This window comes from Saccharomonospora marina XMU15 (genome assembly GCF_000244955.1).
GTDB lineage: Bacteria > Actinomycetota > Actinomycetes > Mycobacteriales > Pseudonocardiaceae > Saccharomonospora_A > Saccharomonospora_A marina.
Genome location: NZ_CM001439.1, coordinates 2,139,148 through 2,153,980 on the forward strand (window position 1 = coordinate 2,139,148; position 14,833 = coordinate 2,153,980).

18 protein-coding genes are annotated in these 14,833 nt (G+C 69.3%); 9 read left to right on the forward strand and 9 right to left on the reverse strand.

The features are described from left to right. The first annotated feature begins 79 nt into the window (after positions 1 to 79). Positions 80 to 580 (forward strand): hypothetical protein, encoded by a 501-nt coding sequence (locus tag SACMADRAFT_RS10150; RefSeq protein WP_198285952.1) that lies wholly within the window; start codon positions 80 to 82, stop codon positions 578 to 580. A gap of 18 nt (positions 581 to 598) precedes the next feature. On the opposite strand, the gene SACMADRAFT_RS10155 is transcribed toward SACMADRAFT_RS10150, so the two are convergent. The 4 genes from SACMADRAFT_RS10155 to SACMADRAFT_RS10170 are packed head-to-tail and all read right to left on the reverse strand — an operon-like array spanning position 599 to position 4,027. Next, positions 599 to 1,645, reverse strand: a complete 1,047-nt coding sequence (locus SACMADRAFT_RS10155; protein WP_040926272.1) for an NAD(P)H-dependent flavin oxidoreductase — start codon at positions 1,643 to 1,645, stop codon at positions 599 to 601. Positions 1,646 to 1,659: 14 nt separating this feature from the next. Continuing rightward, on the reverse strand, positions 1,660 to 2,409 hold the full coding sequence (locus tag SACMADRAFT_RS10160; protein ID WP_009153721.1) for a CoA-transferase subunit beta: 750 nt from the start codon (positions 2,407 to 2,409) through the stop codon (positions 1,660 to 1,662). Beyond that, positions 2,406 to 3,269 (reverse strand): CoA transferase subunit A, encoded by an 864-nt coding sequence (locus tag SACMADRAFT_RS10165; RefSeq protein WP_009153722.1) that lies wholly within the window; start codon positions 3,267 to 3,269, stop codon positions 2,406 to 2,408. The genes SACMADRAFT_RS10160 and SACMADRAFT_RS10165 overlap by 4 nt, the downstream gene beginning before the upstream one ends. After that, positions 3,269 to 4,027, reverse strand: a complete 759-nt coding sequence (locus SACMADRAFT_RS10170) for an enoyl-CoA hydratase family protein (protein WP_009153723.1) — start codon at positions 4,025 to 4,027, stop codon at positions 3,269 to 3,271. Before SACMADRAFT_RS10170 ends, SACMADRAFT_RS10165 begins: the two co-directional genes overlap by 1 nt. Before the next feature lie 77 nt (positions 4,028 to 4,104). Between SACMADRAFT_RS10170 and SACMADRAFT_RS10175 the strand changes: the two genes are divergently transcribed. Continuing rightward, positions 4,105 to 4,878, forward strand: a complete 774-nt coding sequence (locus tag SACMADRAFT_RS10175) for an SDR family oxidoreductase (RefSeq protein WP_009153724.1) — start codon at positions 4,105 to 4,107, stop codon at positions 4,876 to 4,878. A gap of 2 nt (positions 4,879 to 4,880) precedes the next feature. Further along, positions 4,881 to 5,786, forward strand: a complete 906-nt coding sequence (locus SACMADRAFT_RS10180; RefSeq protein WP_009153725.1) for an SDR family oxidoreductase — start codon at positions 4,881 to 4,883, stop codon at positions 5,784 to 5,786. A gap of 275 nt (positions 5,787 to 6,061) precedes the next feature. On the opposite strand, the gene SACMADRAFT_RS10185 is transcribed toward SACMADRAFT_RS10180, so the two are convergent. After that, complete coding sequence (locus tag SACMADRAFT_RS10185) at positions 6,062 to 6,826, reverse strand: tyrosine-protein phosphatase (protein WP_009153726.1); 765 nt, start codon at positions 6,824 to 6,826, stop codon at positions 6,062 to 6,064. 181 nt (positions 6,827 to 7,007) lie between these two features. On the opposite strand from SACMADRAFT_RS10185, the gene SACMADRAFT_RS10190 reads away from it, so the two are divergent. Next, positions 7,008 to 7,604 (forward strand): ClpP family protease, encoded by a 597-nt coding sequence (locus SACMADRAFT_RS10190; RefSeq protein ID WP_009153727.1) that lies wholly within the window; start codon positions 7,008 to 7,010, stop codon positions 7,602 to 7,604. On the opposite strand, the gene SACMADRAFT_RS10195 is transcribed toward SACMADRAFT_RS10190, so the two are convergent. Continuing rightward, positions 7,605 to 8,684: an isocitrate/isopropylmalate dehydrogenase family protein gene (locus SACMADRAFT_RS10195; protein WP_009153728.1), complete on the reverse strand. Its 1,080-nt coding sequence runs from the start codon at positions 8,682 to 8,684 to the stop codon at positions 7,605 to 7,607. 56 nt (positions 8,685 to 8,740) lie between these two features. On the opposite strand from SACMADRAFT_RS10195, the gene SACMADRAFT_RS10200 reads away from it, so the two are divergent. The 3 genes from SACMADRAFT_RS10200 to SACMADRAFT_RS10210 all read left to right on the forward strand — a co-directional run bounded on the left by SACMADRAFT_RS10200 (position 8,741) and on the right by SACMADRAFT_RS10210 (position 10,772). Further along, on the forward strand, positions 8,741 to 8,971 hold the full coding sequence (locus tag SACMADRAFT_RS10200) for a hypothetical protein (RefSeq protein ID WP_009153729.1): 231 nt from the start codon (positions 8,741 to 8,743) through the stop codon (positions 8,969 to 8,971). Continuing rightward, the gene (locus tag SACMADRAFT_RS10205) at positions 8,964 to 10,298 is read left to right on the forward strand and encodes an erythromycin esterase family protein (protein WP_009153730.1); all 1,335 of its coding nucleotides are present in this window, start codon (positions 8,964 to 8,966) and stop codon (positions 10,296 to 10,298) included. The genes SACMADRAFT_RS10200 and SACMADRAFT_RS10205 overlap by 8 nt, the downstream gene beginning before the upstream one ends. Positions 10,299 to 10,370: 72 nt before the next feature. Further along, a complete protein-coding gene (locus tag SACMADRAFT_RS10210; protein WP_009153731.1) occupies positions 10,371 to 10,772 on the forward strand; it encodes a ChaB family protein in 402 nt (133 codons plus the stop codon). Positions 10,773 to 10,780: 8 nt separating this feature from the next. On the opposite strand, the gene ligD is transcribed toward SACMADRAFT_RS10210, so the two are convergent. After that, positions 10,781 to 11,863 (reverse strand): non-homologous end-joining DNA ligase, encoded by a 1,083-nt coding sequence (ligD, locus tag SACMADRAFT_RS10215; protein WP_009153732.1) that lies wholly within the window; start codon positions 11,861 to 11,863, stop codon positions 10,781 to 10,783. A gap of 85 nt (positions 11,864 to 11,948) precedes the next feature. Here ligD and SACMADRAFT_RS10220 point away from each other — a divergent pair, with 85 nt between their 5' ends. Together SACMADRAFT_RS10220 and SACMADRAFT_RS10225 are read left to right on the forward strand one after the other, a co-directional pair. Then, positions 11,949 to 12,191: a type II toxin-antitoxin system VapB family antitoxin gene (locus tag SACMADRAFT_RS10220; protein ID WP_198285953.1), complete on the forward strand. Its 243-nt coding sequence runs from the start codon at positions 11,949 to 11,951 to the stop codon at positions 12,189 to 12,191. Then, positions 12,188 to 12,625: a type II toxin-antitoxin system VapC family toxin gene (locus SACMADRAFT_RS10225; protein ID WP_009153734.1), complete on the forward strand. Its 438-nt coding sequence runs from the start codon at positions 12,188 to 12,190 to the stop codon at positions 12,623 to 12,625. Before SACMADRAFT_RS10220 ends, SACMADRAFT_RS10225 begins: the two co-directional genes overlap by 4 nt. A gap of 45 nt (positions 12,626 to 12,670) precedes the next feature. Here the strand turns inward: SACMADRAFT_RS10225 and SACMADRAFT_RS10230 are convergent, their stop codons facing one another. Further along, positions 12,671 to 13,750, reverse strand: coding sequence for an ATP-dependent DNA ligase (locus SACMADRAFT_RS10230; protein ID WP_198285954.1), 1,080 nt, complete (start codon positions 13,748 to 13,750; stop codon positions 12,671 to 12,673). Positions 13,751 to 13,811: 61 nt separating this feature from the next. After that, a complete protein-coding gene (locus SACMADRAFT_RS10235; protein ID WP_009153736.1) occupies positions 13,812 to 14,783 on the reverse strand; it encodes a sigma-70 family RNA polymerase sigma factor in 972 nt (323 codons plus the stop codon). Between the last annotated feature and the right edge of the window lie 50 nt (positions 14,784 to 14,833).

The following is a 14,833-nucleotide window of genomic DNA, read 5'->3' on the forward strand; positions in this document are numbered from 1 at the left end:
AAGTAGGATGGCCACGAACTCTCGGATCAAGCCCGTCGAGCGAGCCACTGACAGAAGCTGGGACGAGTGGCTGCGATTCATGGACACGATCGACGCGGAGAACCTCAATCACAAGCAGATCGCACTGAAGGTCTATGAGGAACTCGACGGCGCGATCGAGCAAGCCGGCTGGTGGGCCCAGGCGGTGACGGTGGCCTACGAGCAGTACATCGGCCGCCGGGTCCCGGGCCAACGTCCGGACGGCACCTTCCAGTTGAGCGTAAGCAAGCAGACCAGGCTCGGCATGGCCGACCTCATGCAGGAGTGGCAGCGGTTCGCAGCCGAGGACGAGGACGTGCAGGGCATGGTCGGCGGCGACCCGCGCATCGGTGGAACTGACCGGCGCATGACGTGGCGAACCAAAGCCAAGGACGGTTCCACGGTCATCGTCACGAGCGAGCCGAAGCGGAACGGGACCGCGTCGATCGTTGTGACCCAGCTCGGGCTCGCGACGCTCGAATCGAATGACCTGGCTCGGGAGCGGTGGTCAGCAATCGTCAAGCGCTTCCTGGCGGATATCCGAAACAGTCCGGTGGAGTAGCGAAACCGCCGGGCGTCCTCAAAGCTTGCCCAGTTCGGCTATGCGTGCTCGGGCGTCGGTGACCATGCCTTCGATCAGCTCGGCCACGCTGGGCAGGTCGGCCAGCATCCCGACGACCTGCCCGGAGGCGAGCACACCCGCGTCGGTGTCGCCGTTCACCAGGCCGGCCCGTAGCAGCATCGGCGTGTTGGCGGCCATGAGTACCTGCGCCCACGTGCGGTCGCCCGAGCGCTTCATCGCGAGTCCTTCGGTGACCATCGACCGCCACGACACTCCGGTGAGCTTGCGGAACCTCGCGGCGTTGCGCACCGCCCTGAGCAGTCCGGTCACATTGCCCGAGCGTTCGAGCGAGTCGACCAACTCGGTGCGCAGCACGCGGTGCGGCATCCCGTCGACCTTGCGGGTCACGACCGTGTCGGCGAGGCCTCGCTCCAGGTAGGCGCGCTTGACCGCGTTCGGCACCGTGCTCTCCTTGGTGAGCAGGAACCGGGTGCCCATGGCGACACCCGCCGCACCGTAGGCCAGCGCGGCGGCGAGGCCACGCCCGTCGAAGAAGCCGCCCGCCGCGACCACCGGAATGTCCACCGCGTCCAGCACCGAGGGCAGCAGCAGCGTGGTGGCCACGCCACCGGTGTGGCCACCACCCTCACCGCCCTGCACCACGACCGCGTCCGCACCCCACGAGGCGACCTTCTCGGCGTGCCTGGCCGCGCCGACCGAGGGCACCACCACGATGCCCTCGTCCTTCAGCTTCGCGATCAGCTCCTTGCGCGGCGCGAGCGCGAACGAGGCGACCCTGACCCGCTCCCTGATCAGCAGCTCGACCCTGCGGTCGGCATCCTCGGCGTCGGCCCGCAGGTTCACCCCGAACGGCTTGTCGGTGCGGCCCTTGACCTCCTTGACGGCGGACTCCAGCTCGTCGTAGGTCATCGTGGCCGAGGCCAGGATGCCGAGCCCGCCCGCCTCGGCGGTGGCCGACACCAGGCGCGGCCCCGCGACCCAGCCCATTCCGGTCTGCACCACCGGGTACCGCACGCCGACCAGTTCGGTCAGCGGGGTCCGCAGCGCCGCTGCGGTGATCACGACGGCACCTCGCGATCCCGGGTGGACTTCGGGTCGATCACCTCACGCAGCAGCCGCAACTCCTCGTCGGTCGGCAGCCTGCTATCGGCGACGTCACTGGTGTCGAGTTCGAAACCGGTGTTGTCGACCACCTCGTCCACCGAAACCCCGGGGTGCACCGACACCAGCCGCATCGCGTTGTCCGGTCCGGAGAAGTCGAGCACGGCAAGGTTGGTCACGACCCGGTACACGTCGTGGTACTTGCGTGCGCTCGGACCCGCCTGGCGCGCACTGTCGTAGCCCACGCCGGAGATCACGTCGACCCGCTCGGTGAACACCCGCTTGCTGTGGCGGGGGACCCAGTAGCTCGTGCGGTTGTTGACGGTGTTGCCAGGCCCGCCGCGCACCCCGAGCAACTGCTTCTTGGGGCGTGCGTGATCCCCGATCGCGGAGATGTTCTGGTTGCCGAAGCGGTCGACCTGGTTGGCGCCCATCACCACGTGCCGCTTGCCGTGCGGCACAACGGTGTCGAGCACCTTGCGGAACGGCTGCCAGCCTTCGACGATCGGCTCACCGACACCGGGTGTGCTGGCCAGCAGGTACGCCTCGCCGTCGCTGAGCAGGATGTCGGGCTCGAAGGTGAGTCTGGCCAGCCGCGCTCCCAGTGACGGCAGCAGCCCCATCGGGCTCACCACGATCTCGCCGTCGCCCCGGAACAGCTCCGCGCAGGCCACCGCGGCGACCTCGGCACGTGTCGCGTTCTTCACGCCGCCTCCCCGGTGAACTTGTCCACTTCGGATAGATAGGTTCGCTCGTCACCGGAGAGGAACCGGTCGACGAACTTGGGCCAGGCGTCGAGGTCCTTCGCGGACTCGACGTAGTGGCGCTGGAACTTCTCGTCGCGGCCGTAGTCGGGCGCGGCGCTGGTGAAGTGCGCCCCGCGTGGGGCTTCCACTACACCGTGCACGGCGGAGCGGTTCAGCAGCAGGCTCTGCACCGGCGCGGCAGCCGTCAGTTCGGCGGTGTCCACCACCTGCTCGGCGGAGACGAAGCAGCGGTCGGCCGCCAACGCGAACAGGTCGTCGAAGTAGGGGTCAGGGCCGAGGTACTGCGCGTTGCCACGGGCGTCGGCGCGGTTGAGGTGAACCAGCGCGGCGTCGAGTCGAAGCGGTGGCACGGCGAGCAACTCCTCGCCGTCGTCATAGGGGGAACTGACGGTGCGCAGCTGCGGGTTGAGCCGCATGACGTCCGAACCCAGCCCGGCACGGGTGGGCAGGAACGGCAGTCGCTGCGCGGCGGCCGACAGCGCCGTGCCGAACACGCCCTCGTCGTACTCGGTCACCTCGATCTGCCCGCTCTCGCGCACGCGGCCGAACCACGGGTCGAACGGGATGGAGTCGAGCGTGACGAACCCGAACACCAACTTGCGGATCCGTTCCGCGGAGGCGAGCAACCCGATGTCGGGACCGCCGTAGGACACGACGGTGAGGTCGGTCAGCGACGAGCGAAGGATGGCCCGCACCAGCGCCATCGGTTTGCGCCGCGAGCCCCAACCGCCGATGCCGATGGTCATGCCGTCGGAAAGTTCGGCGACGACCTCGTCGGCGGTCATCCGTTTGTCCGCCATCACTCTCCCTTGCCGTTGTCGAGGAACTCCTGGCGCGCGGCGTCGGAGACACCGGCCAGGTTCAGCTCGAAGGTGAAGCCCTGCTCGTAGCGGTAACTGCGGTGTACGGGCTGCGGGTCGATACCGTTGATGGCCTGCTTCGCCGCGCGGATCACCCGGGTGTCCTTGTCGGCGATCTGTCTTGCCACCGCCAGCGCGGCCTCGTCGAGTTCGCCGCGAGGCACCACCCGGTACACCGAGCCGTGGTGGTGCAACTGGTGGGCGTCCACCGTGCTCGCCGTGTAGTACAGCGTGCGCATCAGGTGCTGTGGCACGAGGCGGGCCAGATGCGTCGCAGCGCCGAGCGCGCCGCGGTCGACCTCCGGCAGCCCGAACGTCGCGTCGTCGGAGGCGACGACGACGTCGGCGTTGCCGACGAGTCCGATCCCGCCGCCGAGGCAGAACCCGTGCACCGCGGCGATCACCGGTACCGCGCAGTCGTACACGGCGGAGAACGCGGCCGCGCAACCGTGGTTGGCCCCGATCAGCGACCCGTAGGCCGAATCCGCCTGGATCTCCTTGATGTCCACGCCCGCGTTGAAGCCACGTCCCTCGGCTCTGAGTACCACCACGTGGCATTCCGGGTCGCGGCCCTGTGTCGTGATCGCCTCGGCGAGGTCGAACCAGCCTTGCACGGTGAGCGCGTTCACCGGAGGGGAATTCACTGTCACCACTGCGATTCCCGGCTCCACGCGGTCCGTGGAGATGACGTCTGCCATACGCCTTCCTAACCTAGCACTTGCTTGGTAAGTTAGCAGTGTGCCTGGCGCGAGTACAGGCCGGAAGGAGGAACGGCGTGGCGCTCGACTTGCGCCTTGACGGCGCGGTGGCGCTCGTCACCGGTGGTGTTCGCGGGGTGGGGGCCGGCATTACCGGGGCACTGCTCGACGCGGGCGCCACGGTAGTGACCTGCGCGCGCCGGGAGCCTGAGCGGCTCGCTCAGGGCGTGGAGTTCCAGCGGTGCGACGTGCGAGAGCCTGACGACGTCGAGCAGCTGGTCGAGCGGATCGCCGGGCGGCACGGGCGGCTCGACGTCGTGGTGAACAACGCCGGTGGCGCGCCGTTCGCCGACGCCGCCACCGCCTCGGCCAACTTCCACACCAAGGTCGTCGCCCTGAACCTGCTCGCCCCGCTGACCGTCGCACGCTGCGCCAACGCGGTGATGCAGCAACAGGATCGCGGGGGCTCGATCGTCAACATCAGCAGTGTCAGCGGCGCGCGGCCGTCCCCGGGTACCGCCTCGTACGGGGCCGCCAAGGCGGGGCTGGACAATCTCACCGCGAGCCTGGCAGTGGAGTGGGCACCGAAGGTGCGGGTGAACGCCCTGCGGGTCGGCATGGTTCGCACCGAACAGGCGCAACTGCACTACGGCGACGGCGAGGGAGTGGAGGCCGTTGGTGCGACCGTCCCGCTCGGACGGTTGGCCGAACCCGAGGAGATCGGTGCCTGCGTGGCGTTTCTGGCCTCGCCGCTGGCTTCCTACGTCAGCGGCGCGACGCTCGCGGTACACGGCGGGGGAGAGGTACCCGCGTTCCTCGCCGCCGCCAACGCACGACATGACAAGGAGTGACGGTGACAGGAATCGTGGAAGGCCGGGTCGTGATCGTCACCGGCGCGGGCAGGGGCATCGGGCGCGAGCACGCGCTGGCCTTCGCCCGCGAAGGTGCCCGCGTGGTGGTCAACGACATCGGCGTCGGGCTGGACGGTAGCGGCAGCTCCGGCGGCCCGGCCGAGCAGGTCGTCGCCGAGATCGAGGCGGCGGGCGGTTCCGCCGTGGCCAACACCGACGACATCGCCGACTGGGCAGGCGCGCAGCGACTGGTGGACACCGCCGTCGAGAAGTTCGGCAGGCTGGACGTGCTGGTGAACAACGCGGGTTTCCTGCGCGACCGGATGCTGGTGAACATGGCCGAGCAGGAGTGGGACGCGGTCATCCGGGTGCACCTGAAGGGGCACTTCGCGACCCTGCGGCACGCCGCCGCGTACTGGCGTGCCGAGGCCAAGGCGGGCCGTACCCCCAGCGCGCGGGTGATCAACACCAGTTCTGGCGCCGGGCTCCTCGGCAGCGTTGGGCAGGGCAACTACTCGGCGGCGAAGGCCGGTATCGCGGGGTTGACCGTGGTGGCCGCCGCCGAACTGGCACGTTACGGCGTCACGGTGAACGCCATCGCGCCCGCGGCGCGCACGCGCATGACCGAGCAGACCTTCGCCGACGACATGGCCGCGCCCGAGGACGGATTCGACGCGATGGCGCCGGAGAACGTCTCACCACTGGTGGTGTGGCTCGGCAGTGAGGAGTCGGCGAAGGTGACCGGCCGGGTCTTCGAGGTCGAGGGCGGGCAGGTGTCCCTGGCCCAGGCGTGGCGGCACGGCCCGTCGGAGGACAAGGGAGCGCGTTGGGAGCCCCCCGAACTCGGCCCCGTCGTCGCTCGCCTGCTGGAGCGTGCCCCCGAGCCGGAACCGGTCTACGGCGCCTGACCCACCCGCGAGTCCCCCGTTCCTGCCTGCGAGTCCCCCGTTCCTGCCTGCGAGTCCTGCGTTGCCACCCGCGAGTTCTGCGTTCCCGTCTGCGAGTCCTGCGTTGCCACCCGCGAGTTCTGCGTTCCCGTGCCGTGGCCGAGACGGGCCTGCCGGGCGGATTCTCGCGACGTCCGCCGTCAGCCATGCGGAACTCGCGAGTCCGGGAGGGGCACTCGCGGACGAGAGTGCAGAATTCGCGGTCCTGAGCGGGGGACTCGCGGACATGAGCGGGGTCAGCCGCGCAGCTTGCGGTGCAGCGCGTCCAGTTCGTCGTCGGTGAAGCCGTGTTCGCCGAGCCAGTCCGGCACGCCCCCGTAGCACTTGTCGATGTGGTCGAGGAACTCCGCCATGGTTTCCGCGCGTGGCACGTGCTTGTCCAGCGGTACCCGGTCGATGTCCTTGGCATAGGTCACCGAGCCGCGCAGCCGCTCCAGGATCGCGGCGATCCGCTCACCGGTGGCGGCGTAGTCGCGCACGATCTCGTCGCGCCGGGCCCCCGCCACCGACAGCGCGAACGCGACCACCACCCCAGTGCGGTCCTTGCCCGCGGCGCAGTGCACCAGCGCCGCACCGTGCGACCGGGTGACCGCCCGCAACGCGCCGACTACGCTGTCCGGGCGTTCCTCAAGGTAGCCGAGGTAGTGGGCACACGCGGGATCACCGCGGTAGCGCTCCACCTCCTTGCGGCGACGCACCAGCAGTGCCTCGGCCGCGGCGTTCCAGGCGTGCTCGGGCAGCAGCGAGTGGTGCTCGTGCACCACCCGCTCCACCCTGGTCAGCGGCCCTGGCCCCTCCGCGTGCAACTCCGCCTTGGTACGCAGGTCCACCACCGTGCTCAGCCGAACGGTGCCCAGCAGGTAGGAGACGTCACCGGAGGACAGATCCTGCAGGTTGTCCGACCGCAACAACCGGCCGGGGGCGGTTGCCGCACCATCCTCGGTGGGGATGCCACCGAGGTCCCGTACATTCACCGCACCCTCGAGCTTCAGCCATCGCACGGGTCCAGTCTCCCAGGCCGAGGTCTTGCCGCCGAGCCCTTTTCGGCTATATCACAGCCGCTTCGCCGCGGATGGGTGTCACCGGGTATTGGTGTGTCCGCTCACAGCGCAACCGCCCGATGCGCTCCGCCGTGGGCGAACGGCGCCCACCGCGGGCGCCGCGAAGGCTAGCGTCGCAGCCATGAGCACACTGCTGCGAACACCGTCCCCGCGAACGCTGTCCCTGCGAGCGGCGGGAACCTCCGATTCCCCGGAGCCCGTCTTCGAACGCCTGCTCAGCGAGCGGATCGTGTTCCTAGGGTCCGAAGTGGACGACCAGGTCGCCAACCGCATCTGCGCCCAGTTGCTGCTGCTGGCCGCCGAGGACAGCGAGCGGGACATCAAGTTCTACATCAACTCGCCCGGTGGTTCGGTGACCGCCGGGATGGCCATCTACGACACCATGCGGCTCATCGAACCCGACGTGTCGACGTGGGCGCTGGGCTTCGCCGCGTCCATGGGGCAGTTCCTGCTGTCCTCGGGAACGCCGGGGAAGCGGTTCGCGCTGCCGAACGCCCGGTTGGTGATGCACCAGCCATCGGCGGGAATCAAGGGAACAGCGACCGACATCCGCATCCAGGCGGACGTGTTCGGCGCCATGAAGCGGCACATCGCAGAACTCACCGCGAGCCAGACCGGTCAGCCGCTGGAGCGCATCCTCGCCGACGCCGACCGGGACCGCTGGTTCACCGCCGAGGAGGCACGCGAGTACGGCTTCGTCGACCACGTGGTGAGCTGATCACCGACCCGAACGTAGTGCGGTGACCACCGCGTCGGCTACGGCTTGTGCTCCGCCCCGCGCCGAGCCGTCCTGTTCGATGCGAGCGGTGCCGTCGGCAAGCGCGGCGGACACCGCCGACCGGACGGCCACGGCGGCGGTGTACTCCCCGAGGTGGTCGAGCATCATCGCGGCGGCAAGCAACTGACCGATCGGGTTGGCCACACCCCGGCCCGCCAGCGACGGCGCGCTGCCGTGGATCGGCTCGAAATAGGCCGCGCCCGCCCCGACGTTGCCGGAGGGACACAGCGAGATGCCGCCGACCGTGGCCCCGCCCAGGTCGCTGAGCACGTCGCCGAGGAAGTTCTCCATCACCAGCACATCGAAGTGCTCGGGTCGCAGAACGAGTGCCTGTGCCGCGGCGTCGGCGTGCAGGTACTCCACCTCGATGCCGGGCCACTCCTGGGCGGCCTCGGTGACGAGCCTGCGAAACAGCGCGTGGCTGCGGAGCACGTTGCTCTTGTCCACGCAGGTCACCCTCCGTACACCGTCGCCTGGCGCGCCGTCACGCCCTGAGGCGATCTCGAAGGCCTTGCGCGCCACGCGCAGTGTGCCCTCCCTCGTGGCCAGCAGGGTGTCTGCCACCGCCCATTCGTTGCCGACGCCCTTGCCGCGAGAGGCGTACAGGCCCTCGGTGTTCTCCCGCACGATGACGTAGTCGATGTCGCCCGCCTTGCGGCCCGAAAGGCACGAGGTGACCCCCGGCAGCAGCAGCACGGGGCGGATGTTGGCGTAGGTGTCGAGTCCGGTGCGCAGGACGCCGCCGAGCAGGCCTGCCTCGGTGCCGTCGGGCAAGCGCACGTCTGGCAGGCCGACCGGGCCTTTCAACGTGGCCGCCACCTCGTGTCGCAGCCGCTCGAAATCCGTCGCGGAGCACGCGGCGCCGGTGCGCCGGTAGGTGTCGGCGCCCGCGTCGATCTCCAAGTACTCGAGTTCGGCGCCGCCCACCTCGCTCGCCGCGTCGAGCACACGCAGCGCGGCGTCCATCAGTTCCGGCCCGATGCCGTCGCCTCGAATGAGCGCGATCCGGTGACGTCCCATGGTCGGGCAATATATTGGGGTTTAGCCGGTGAGGGCACGGGGCACTGACCGTAACGATGAACCAGTGGGACACCGCCCCGGTACGTCCGGAGGACTGGCGGCACGACAGCGTTGGCGCGCCCGGTGGGCTGGCCGAACGGCTCGCCGAGGCGGGCGGCAGAGCGGAGCGGGAGTTGCGCGAGGGCAGGCCCGCTGCGGCGGTGGAGACCCTCGACGGGCTGCTGGCCGAGGTGGAATCGTGGCGGCGGGTAGCCGCCGAGCAGGCCAACCTCGACGACGATGAGTGAAGGCGCGAGCGCGAGAAGTGCCCACGACTCCACTGTGGACGCCGTGCGGCGGGAAGCGATCGGGTTGCGCCGGGTCGACGACCTCGACCGGCTCGTGGAACGGATCGGCGCGGCACGCTACGTGCTGCTCGGAGAGGCCACGCACGGTACGTCGGACTTCTACCGCTGGCGCGCGGAGCTGACGAAGCGGCTGATCACGGAGCTGGGATTCTCCTTCGTCGCGGTCGAGGGCGACTGGCCCGACTGTCACCGCTTGCACCGCAGCCTCGCCGGTGTGCAAGGCGCGCCGTCGGACCCGCAGGAGGTGCTTGCGACCTTCGAAAGGTGGCCGCGGTGGATGTGGGCCAACGAGGAGGTCGCCGACTTCGCGCTCTGGTTGCGGCTGCTCAACGCCAGCCGTTTCGCCGACCTCCCGGTGGGCTTTCACGGCCTCGACGTCTACAGCCTGTGGGACTCGCTGCGGGCCGTGCTGGGCTACCTGTCGGAGCACGAACCCGATCAGGTCGAGGCGGCCCGTGCGGCGATGCGGTGTTTCGACGCCTACGGCGAGGACCCCGCCGGCTACGGTCGCGGTGTCGCGCTGGTGCCCGACGGATGCGCCGACGAGATGGTGCGGTTGCTCACCGAGCTCAGGCGCGACAGCGACGAGGAACCACTGCCCGGGTTGGACGAGCGGTTCGTCGCCGAACAGAACGCCCGCATCGTGCAAGGCGCCGAGCGCTACTACCGCGAGTTGCTTTCCGGTGGTCCGGCTTCGTGGAACGTGCGAGACCGTCACATGGTCGACACCCTCGAGCGGCTGATGCGGGTGTACGGCCCCGGCGCCAAGGCGGTCGTGTGGGCGCACAACAGCCACATCGGCGACGCCAGGGCCACCGACATGCAGCGATCCGGGCTGGTCAACGTCGGCCAACTCGTGCGTGAGCGTCATTTCGCCGACGACGTGGTGGCCGTCGGGTTCTCCACCCACCACGGCAGCGTGGTCGCCGCGGACAGCTGGGGTTCGCCGCCACGAAGGATGCGCGTCCCCGACGCCAGGCCGGGCAGCACGGAGGCACTCCTTCACGAGGCAGTGGCCGAACGGGACTCATTGTTCGTCTTCGACACCGAATCGCACGAATGGTCGCGGCAGGTGCGCGATCACAGGGCCATCGGCGTGGTGTACCGACCGCAGCCGGAGCGGGCGGGCAACTACGTATCCACGGTGCTCGCCGACCGGTACGACGCGCTGGTGCACTGCGACTCGACCTCCGCGCTCACACCACTGCGACCACTGGAGCGCGAACCCGTTGCCGAGGCGGCGCAAACCTACCCCAGCGGCAGGTGAGCGGTTTGGACAGGTGGCGACGCGGTAAACCACCGGCCGAGTGAGGAATCGAGTTGTGGAGGTGAGGTAGCCGTGCCAGGACGTCAGGAGCTACCGAGCACGATCGAGCGCTCGCCGAAGAAGGCGCAGCGCACCTGGATCAAGGCGCACGACTCGGCTGTGGAGACCTACGGCGAGGGCAGGAGGGCCCACCAGACGGCCTTCGCGGCACTGAAGCACTCGTTCGAGAAGGTTGGCGACCACTGGGAGCCGAAGGAACGCAAGGGGCCGTCGGACGAGCAGGCCAAGCGCGGGGCAGGCCAGCGTCCGGCGAGGACCCAGGGCGGTGTCGACGCCAACGCGAGCAAGCAGCATCTCTACGAGCGCGCCAGGGAACTCGACATATCAGGCCGCAGCTCGATGAACAAGCAGGAGCTCGTCGACGCCCTGCGCAAGGCCAGTGGAAGGCGCACGGCCAAGGCCAGGAAGAAGTAGGTAGTCGCTCACTCGCGCTTGGCTCTGCTGGGCGCGACCCTGGGGGGCTCGTTGGGCTGCTTGGGGTACACCGGTGGCCACGGCGCGTCCATGAGTCCGCTGTCGATGTCCCTGCGGGACAGCTCCAGCAACGGTTCCAGTGACTGCGGGCGCTCGTACATCTCCCGCCACGGATCGCCGCCTGCCTGGAGCCGCTCGGGCACCGTCGCGATCGTCAACCGCTCCGGATCGATGTCGGGTAGCTCGTCCCAGCGGATCGGGGCCGACACCTGCCCGCCCACGCGCGGGCGCACACACCAGGCGCCGAACACCGTCTTGTGCGGCGCGTTCTGGTTGAAGTCGACGAACACCCGGCTGCCGCGCTCCTCCTTCCACCACTGCGCCGTGACCGACTCCGGGTGGCGACGTTCCAACTCACGTGCGAGCGCGACCGCGCCCGCGCGTACCTGGTAGCTGTCCCAGCGAGGTTCCAACCGCACGTACAGGTGCAGTCCCCGGGAACCGGTGGTCTTCACGAAAGCCTCGATATCGAGTTCTCGCAGCAGGTTCCGCGCCAACCCGGCCGCGTGTCGCACATCGGCGAACGTGACGCCGGGGGAGGGGTCCAGATCGACCCGCAGTTCGTCGGTGACCTGTGGAGTGTCGGCGTGGTAGGGCCACACATGGAAGCCGAGGCAACCGAGGTTCACCGCCCACAGCACGTGCGCGAGGTCGGCGGCGACGAGCGCGTCGCTCGTGGTGCCGTTCGGCGTGGAGACCACGGTCGTTCGCAGCCAGTCGGGCACCGAGGACGGCACCCGCTTCTGGAACCACGATTTGCCGCCCGCCCCGTTGGGGTGGCGCTCCATCAGCAGCGGCCTGCCTCCGAGCGTGGCGAGCAGCGGCGTGGCGACGGCCTGGTAGTAGCGCACCAGGTCGAGTTTCGTCTCGCCGCGCTGGGGGAAGAACACCTTGCCGGGACTGGAGATGTTGACCTGTGTGCCCTCGACGTCCAGTAGTACGCCGTCGTTCCCGCGCGCACCCCGGCGCCGCGAGCCGGTTGCCGCGCCGGAGTCGGGTGGATCCTCGTCATCGGGCACAGCATTCAGCATATCGCTCGATCCCTGCGTGACCAGCCACGCAAGGCCGTAAGGCCGACAGCTACAGCTGTATGGCTAGCATGGTATGGTTAGCCATATGAAGACGACGGTGAACCTTCCGGACGAGCTACTGCGGGAAGCGCAGAATCTCGCCCGCCGCGAGGGCACGACACTGCGAAACTTGATCGAGAACGGCTTGCGTACCGTCGTCCAGCAACGCGCCGACGAATCGCGGTTCACGCTTGAGGACGCCAGCGTCGACGGCCGGGGTTTGCAGCCGGAGTTCCGTGGGGCGGGGTGGGAACACATCAGAGACGCCATCCACGGCCGTTCGGCATGATCGCGCTGGACACGAACATCCTCGTCTACGCACACCGGCGGGACGCCGAGTTCCACCCACCCGCTGCCAAGTTGGTGAAGGAACTCGCGGAAGGGCGATCGGCGTGGGCGATTCCCTGGGCGTGCTTGCACGAGTTCTACGCCATCAGCACGCACCCGAAGATCTACGACCCGCCGAGCACCCAGGAACAGGCGGTAGCGCAGGTCAACGCGTGGCTGGCTGCCCCGACCCTGACCGTGTTGCGCGAACCGGTGGATTACTGGGACCAGCTCGCGCCGCTGCTGGTCAATGGGCGAGTGGCCGGACCCATGGTCCACGACGCACGGATCGCCGCGCTTTGCGCGGCGCACGGCGTACGTGAACTGTGGTCGGCCGACCGGGATTTCAGCCGATTCGCCGGTGCCGTCAAGGTGCGAAACCCGCTGCTGGGCTGAGTCTGCTCGACCGAGTCCGGCTGGGTCCGCTGCCGCGCGCTGCGGTCACCCGGCGCGCACCTCGTCGAAGAACGCCTCCAACTCGGCGGGCGGGACCTCTTCCAGTTGGGCGTAGGTGCACGACTCGGGCCTGCGGTCCGGTCGGAACCGAACCAACCTGCCACCGTGCCGGAGCCTGCCCGCCTGCACGTGCTCGTATCGCACCTCGGCGACCAGTTCGATCCGCAACGGCTCCCACGACAGGTCCTTGCCCGCGCTCCACCGGCTCAGCCCGCCGGGCATCCGGCCGCCCTCCTCACCCGTCGCCTGCGCCCAGTCACGCCACGGGTGCTCGCGCAGCGCGCCCTCCCGAAGCGGAGCAAGCTCCTCGACCAGTTCCTTGCGCCGCTTGGCGGCGAAGCTGCTCGCCACGCCGACGTGGTGCAGCGTGCCCTCGTCGTCGTACAGCCCGAGCAGCAGCGAGCCGATTCCCTGGCCGTCCTTGTGCCAGCGAAAACCCGCCACCACGCAGTCGGCGGTGCGCTCGTGCTTGACCTTCCACATCGAGCGGCGGTCCTGCTCGTAGGGCTTTCGGCCCGCCTTGGCCATGACTCCGTCGAACCCGGCGCCCTCGAACCGGTTGAACCAGTCCAGCGCGACCTCGGGGTCGCTGGTGATCGGCGTGAGGTGCACGCGGGCGGGCGCGGTGTCCAGGATCTGCTCGAGCAGACGCCGCCGTTCGTCGAACGGTTCGGCGGTGAGGTCGCGGTCGTCGAGTGCCAGCAGGTCGAACGCGACGAAGCTGGCCGGGGTCTCCTCGGCCAGCTTGCGCACCCTGGACGCCGCGGGGTGCAGGCGGTTCTGCAGCGCGTCGAAATCCAGCCCCTCGTCGGTCACCAGCACGATCTCGCCGTCGACGACACAACGCTTCGGCAGCGCGTCGGCGAGCAACCCGACCAGTTCCGGGAAGTACCTGGTGAGCGGTCGGTCGTTGCGGGAGCCGAGTTCCAACTCGTCGCCGTCGCGGAACACCACACAGCGGAACCCGTCCCACTTGGGCTCGTAGCGCAACTCGGGCGCCCTCGGCAGCTCGCGCACCAGTGCGGCCAGCATCGGCCGCACCGGCGGCATCACGGGGAGGTCCACGCAGCGATCCTATGACCTGGGACAACGCTTGGCACCCCAGTGCGCTGTTCGACCGGGTGGGTCAGCTTGCCCAGTCGAACAGCGCGGCGCGCCTGCGGGGTTCGCGTAGCAGTTCCAGTGCCTTGTTCTCCAGGGTGCGCACCCGCTTGCGCGTGATGCCGAGACGCTCGGCGATCTCCGCGACCGTGTGCTGGTGCCCGTCCCGTAACCCGTACCGCAGCGACACGACCGTCGCCTCGCCCGGAGGCAGGCTGTCCAACGCCGCGTGCACCTCGTCGAGCAGCGCCTGCCGCTCCACGCCGTCGCCGACCGCGGACACGGTGGTGTCCGCGACGAGGTCGCCCAGCTTCAGGTCGCCGTTCTCGTCCAGCGGCGTGTCGAGGCTGACCGTGGACTTGCCCGCCTGGCGCAGCGCCACCACCTTGTCCACCGGCATCTCGGCGGCGGCGGCGATCTCCTCCACCGTCGGTTCGTGGTCGCCGCTGGCCTGCAGCGTGCGTTCCAGCCGGTCGAGTTTGGCGACCTGCTCGCCGACGTGCATGGGCAGCCGGATGGTGTTGCTCTGGAAGGCGTTGCCGCGCTGCACGGCCTGCCTGATCCACCACATGGCGTAGGTCGAGAACTTGTAGCCCTTGCGGTAGTCGAACTTCTCGACCGCGCGGATCAGCCCCAGGTTGCCCTCCTGGATCGCGTCCAGCAGCGGCAGCGAGGTGTTGCGGCTCTTGCGTGCCGCAGTGACCACCAGCCGAAGGTTGGCGCGCACCATGTGATCCTTGGCACGGACACCGTCGCGGGCGATGACCTCGAGGTCACGCCTGCGGCTGGCCGTCAGGGTCAGCTCGCCCTGCTCGGCCTGTCGCAGCAGCTCGGCCGCGTACAGACCGGCCTCGATCCGCTTGGCGAGATCGACTTCCTGGGTGGCGGTGAGCAGCGGCGTCGCTCCCACCTCGTCGAGGTAGTAACGGACGAGGTCAGGGTCTTCGGTGGCACGTCGGGCACGGGGACGGGTCGCGGTCGTCGAGGCGTTAGCCAATTCGTCACCCTCTTTCTGGTGAAGCAACGCGTCCGAGGGCGGGCACGTTC

Coding starts and splice junctions, on each gene's coding strand:
- SACMADRAFT_RS10150 (WP_198285952.1), top strand. CDS start 80: ATGGACACGATCGACGCGGAGAACCTCAATCACAAGCAGATCGCACTG.
- SACMADRAFT_RS10165 (WP_009153722.1), bottom strand. CDS start 3,269: ATGGCGGACAAACGGATGACCGCCGACGAGGTCGTCGCCGAACTTTCC.
- SACMADRAFT_RS10170 (WP_009153723.1), bottom strand. CDS start 4,027: ATGGCAGACGTCATCTCCACGGACCGCGTGGAGCCGGGAATCGCAGTG.
- SACMADRAFT_RS10190 (WP_009153727.1), top strand. CDS start 7,008: ATGAGCACACTGCTGCGAACACCGTCCCCGCGAACGCTGTCCCTGCGA.
- SACMADRAFT_RS10195 (WP_009153728.1), bottom strand. CDS start 8,684: ATGGGACGTCACCGGATCGCGCTCATTCGAGGCGACGGCATCGGGCCG.
- SACMADRAFT_RS10200 (WP_009153729.1), top strand. CDS start 8,741: ATGAACCAGTGGGACACCGCCCCGGTACGTCCGGAGGACTGGCGGCAC.
- SACMADRAFT_RS10205 (WP_009153730.1), top strand. CDS start 8,964: ATGAGTGAAGGCGCGAGCGCGAGAAGTGCCCACGACTCCACTGTGGAC.
- ligD (WP_009153732.1), bottom strand. CDS start 11,863: ATGCTGAATGCTGTGCCCGATGACGAGGATCCACCCGACTCCGGCGCG.
- SACMADRAFT_RS10220 (WP_198285953.1), top strand. CDS start 11,949: ATGAAGACGACGGTGAACCTTCCGGACGAGCTACTGCGGGAAGCGCAG.
- SACMADRAFT_RS10225 (WP_009153734.1), top strand. CDS start 12,188: ATGATCGCGCTGGACACGAACATCCTCGTCTACGCACACCGGCGGGAC.